The organism is Paenibacillus sp. 01T422 (genome assembly GCF_056398785.1).
This window is the reverse complement of sequence record NZ_JBFTQB010000597.1, coordinates 1-4,096: the sequence shown is the minus strand read 5'-3', so window position 1 is coordinate 4,096 and position 4,096 is coordinate 1. Positions and strand designations below refer to the sequence as shown.

The following is a 4,096-nucleotide window of genomic DNA, read 5'->3' as shown; positions in this document are numbered from 1 at the left end:
GCCCTTGGGTGGACAACGGCAAAGAAACGATCAGACTCGGCCTATCCGGTATTTCTTTGTCTAACGGCTATAATACGATTCAGTACAATTTGTTCGAAAATTGCGATGGAGAGCCTGAAATTGTTTCTGTAAAAAGCAGCAACAATACGGTGCGTTACAACACTTTTAAAACGTCAAAAGGTGGTCTGACCTCCAGACACGGGCATAACAACTCGTTCTACGGAAATTTCTTTCTTGGTGACGGAGTTGAGTCCGAAGAAGCGGGAATCCGCATTTATGGGAACGATCATAAAATCTATAATAACTATATGGAGAATCTGACAGCGGCAGCAATTTTCGTAGATAGCGGCAATTATGACGGTGGCACAGGAGGTTATCCGGCTAACCCGACCGATGACGATCTGAGAGCGCAATGGAAAGTGTACCGAGCACAGATTATTAACAATACGATCGTGAACAGTACCWCGGGCATCGTGATTGGGAATGCTGGCAAAACCTATGCTCCGCAGGACAGTACGGTGGCTAACAACATTGTGAGGAATACAATCGGTACCCTGTATCTAGAAAATGTAACCACGAATACGGCCTTCCAAGGTAATATTGGGTTTGGCAGCACGTTAACTAATAACGCTTCCCGCACAGCAGCGCAAGTTCGATCTATTAATCCTTTGTTCACAACTGTAAATGGTTTGCAAAAACTTTCGTCTACCAGTCCGGCAATCAATGCTGCCGTGGGCAGTTACCCCTTCGTAACGGAGGACATGGATGGTGAAACGCGTCTGACCGCAGATGTTGGAGCGGATGAACAGTCTGGAAGTTCCGTATTTGTTAATCATCCGTTAACGGTTGCAGAGGTAGGGCCTTTATCGCCGTGATAGCTTTGGCACTTTTCTTGAGTCCGTTATAATTATTCTAGGCGTCTGTTCCTTTGTTTAAGGACTACGGTGTCCGTTAGCGCAAAAAATCCCGGCGAGGGTTACCTCGCTGGGATTTTTGTGATTTCTTACCTGCCTGCTTATATCCTATTAGAAGCGATCATAACTTACGAACTCTCCCACCGGCTTGCGGTAGCCACGCGGTCTGCGTTTCTCTAAGTCTTCTTTCCCTATTGTGAGGAGAAGGGCTGGCACATAATTCCCCGGTATATGTAGGATTTGACGCATCATATCGGAGTCGAAACCGATCATTGGGCATGTATCCCAGCCCTTTTCTTTGGCAGCGAGCATGAATAGCTGGGCTGATAGGCTGGCATTTCGAATCGCTTCGTCGCGCTTGAAGCCGTCGCCCCGATTTTCATAAAAATTCGTCACATCCTCCACCGTACTATCATATTCCTGTTTGCTGATGACCCCGAGTTGGAGTAATCCTTCATTCAATCTAGCAGCGTCTTTGTAAGCATCAAGGTTACCTAATACGAGAATAACAGCCGAAGCTGTTTGAACTTTATACTGTTTATAGGCCGCTTTGTAAACCTCATCTTTGATAACTGGATCTTTTACAATGAGGTAGTGAGTGTGTTGCAGGTTAAAAGCAGATGGGGCAAACTTCACCGTATTCAGGATGTCATTCAAATCTTCATGTGGGATTTCGATATTCGGTATGAATGAATTGGCAGACCTACGCTCTTTAACAATTGTTAAAAAATCACTCATGGCTGGATGCCTCCTATATGATGTGCAAGACTTATAAATATAAACGAATCATATGACTATATTTGCATGAATGTCAATATTCAATGTAACAATTCTTTGGAGGAGAACGTCTATAAGTGAAAGGGGTGACTTCTGTGAAAATTGGGTTATTTGTATTGGCCGTGCTCGTTGTAATTCTTAACGGACACACGAGGCTTGATAGGAACATCATTCACGGGAACACTGAGATCGATTGGGTTGATTTTGTTAAAACATCAGGAAATTCATACACTGGATTATATGAAGGTGTGATAAAAAATTCAAGCGATATTACCAATGAGGTGGTAAGTGAAGTCAATTTTAAAGTGGGAGATGTCGTTACTAATCCCGGATATCAGGTGAAAGCAGGAGATGCTGCATTTTTAGAAATTGGAACGAAACTTTACAGAGTCAAAGGGTTTGAATCCAATCAATTGATAGCAGCAAAAGATGAGAATAGGATTAGTGGATACCGACTATATGCGGGGGATGATTTTGCACAAACGTTGCGGAGACACTATGAAGATGTCCCTAAAGAGAAAGTAGAGCGAGTGGAGCTCTATCAATTAGGTGAAGTAAAGCCCTATAGAACTCTATATAATAGTGAGAAAGAACAATTTATTGGGTTTTTGGAAAAAGGAAAAGATACGGAAAATTATTCCCCCCAGAGCAAAGTGGGCGATCCGACCTATTATCAGTTTGTTATCTACACGAACGAACCGCTTGCCTATTCCTCCATATTAACCGATGATGGAAACAATGTTTCTTTCTCCTCGTCAAATACTAAAATTGTTGACAATGAAATTCGCAAATTAATTTTGCCACCAGCATGACAATAAACCAGGAGCAGTATGCCACGGCAGCTGCTCTTTTTATTTAAGCAATTTTGTTAGTACACTGTGCTCCTTTGTCTTGTACCTCTATACAAAACTAGTATCGCCGCTGCTATCAGAATCATCCCCATAAAAGCAGGGGCGGCATGACCAAGTGATACGTAGATTTGACCCCCAATGATAGGCCCGATCATTCTTGCTAAAGCTTGGAGAGATTGGCTRCCTCCTTGAATTCTGCCTTGTTCACTGGAATCGACTGACTTGGAGAGCATCCCATTGAATGAAGGCCCGAAGATCGAATCTCCAAATCCAAATATAAACATGCCAGCGATAAAAAGAGGATAGAAAGAGAACAATGCAGACAGCGCAATAAAGATGTAGCCTATTATCTCCGCAATCATTCCGAGAATTGCTATCTGTGCATCACGAAGTTTTCTCAAAAGCTTGGGCATGATGAAACCTTGTGAAAGGATATCTTGGAAACCCATGATGGAGAACATGAGTCCGATTAGTGCTGGCTTCCAATTGAAAGTATCCAGTGTAAATTGCGAAAAAACAGCCTGTAAAGATCCGTTGGGAATCCAAAGTAAGAACGCTGATATAAGCAGCCTTTTTATGCTTTTCATGGAAAGTAGATTTGCAAGCTGAGTAAATGGATTCAGTCTTACAAATGTAATCTCTTTCAGTCTGTTTTTTTTKGCAAGGCTCTCAGGCATATATAGCATTCCAAAAACAACATTCAATAAGGTTATTATGGCTCCAAAATACATGGGTGCAGAATAGCCAAACTTAGCAAGTAATCCGCCTAACGTCGGGCCAATGACGGTGCCTACACCTACAACTGCGCTAACCCATCCAAAGTATTTGGTTCTCTGCTCTGGAGGAATGACGTCAGCAAAATATGCGAAGATAGTGCTTATGCTCCCGCCTGTTATACCTTCTATGATGCGACCAACAAATAGTATCCATAGAGCTCCTCCTAAACCAAAAACGAAGTATCCGATGGCAGAACCCAATAGGCATATTAAGAGCAATGGACGACGGCCATATTTGTCGCTCAAAGCTCCAATTACGGGGGCGGCAAAAAACACGCAGACTGCATAAACAGAGGTTAGCAGGGTAACAACTATAGCTTGTTCTCCAGGGCTGCTCGTATACGGCTGCACCAGGAACGGGACGACAGGTGTTATGATACTGAAGCCTATTCCGCAAAGAAATACAGACATAAGACCGAATAGTAAAGCCTTCTTATCTATGGTTTGTTCTGTGTTCTTTTCATTCTGTGACTTAAAAATTGACACTACAATTCTCCTTTCTGAATTCGATATTTTGCTTCCTAGGAAACAAAATTATCACGATTTTGCTTCCTTGTCAACAAAATGATCGCAATAAAAAGGCAGCCTGTTCTCCATAGAGCCCGGCTGCTTGTGGTTTCAGTATTCTAATTTAATCCGATTTAATATCTACACCCTGCTTCTTAATTTCTGCATCCAAATGCCGACTATACTTCTCTACGAAGTTAAGCATACTATCAAATTGTTCCTCGGTTATCTGACGAAATACGGCTTTATCCCGCTCCTGAAACTCCTTATG

At 42.5% G+C, this 4,096-nt stretch carries 4 protein-coding genes and 1 pseudogene; 2 read left to right on the top strand and 3 right to left on the bottom strand.

Annotated elements, in window-relative coordinates:
• Positions 1 to 875: chondroitinase-B domain-containing protein (locus AC1DUA_RS26810; RefSeq protein ID WP_477502671.1), on the top strand; the 875-nt coding region annotated here is incomplete at its 5' end.
• Between the two features lie 150 nt (positions 876 to 1,025).
• Here AC1DUA_RS26810 and AC1DUA_RS26805 read toward each other — a convergent pair.
• Positions 1,026 to 1,652 carry a nitroreductase family protein gene (locus AC1DUA_RS26805; protein WP_477502670.1) on the bottom strand — a complete coding sequence of 209 codons (627 nt, stop codon included), beginning with the start codon at positions 1,650 to 1,652 and terminating at the stop codon, positions 1,026 to 1,028.
• Positions 1,653 to 1,768: 116 nt separating this feature from the next.
• Between AC1DUA_RS26805 and AC1DUA_RS26800 the strand changes: the two genes are divergently transcribed.
• Entirely contained in the window at positions 1,769 to 2,503 is a 735-nt protein-coding gene (locus AC1DUA_RS26800; RefSeq protein WP_477502669.1) for a hypothetical protein, read from the top strand.
• A gap of 56 nt (positions 2,504 to 2,559) precedes the next feature.
• On the opposite strand, the gene AC1DUA_RS26795 is transcribed toward AC1DUA_RS26800, so the two are convergent.
• A complete protein-coding gene (locus tag AC1DUA_RS26795) occupies positions 2,560 to 3,804 on the bottom strand; it encodes an MFS transporter (protein WP_477502668.1) in 1,245 nt (414 codons plus the stop codon).
• 145 nt (positions 3,805 to 3,949) lie between these two features.
• Positions 3,950 to 4,096: pseudogene (locus AC1DUA_RS26790) on the bottom strand (MarR family transcriptional regulator); the annotation flags it as partial.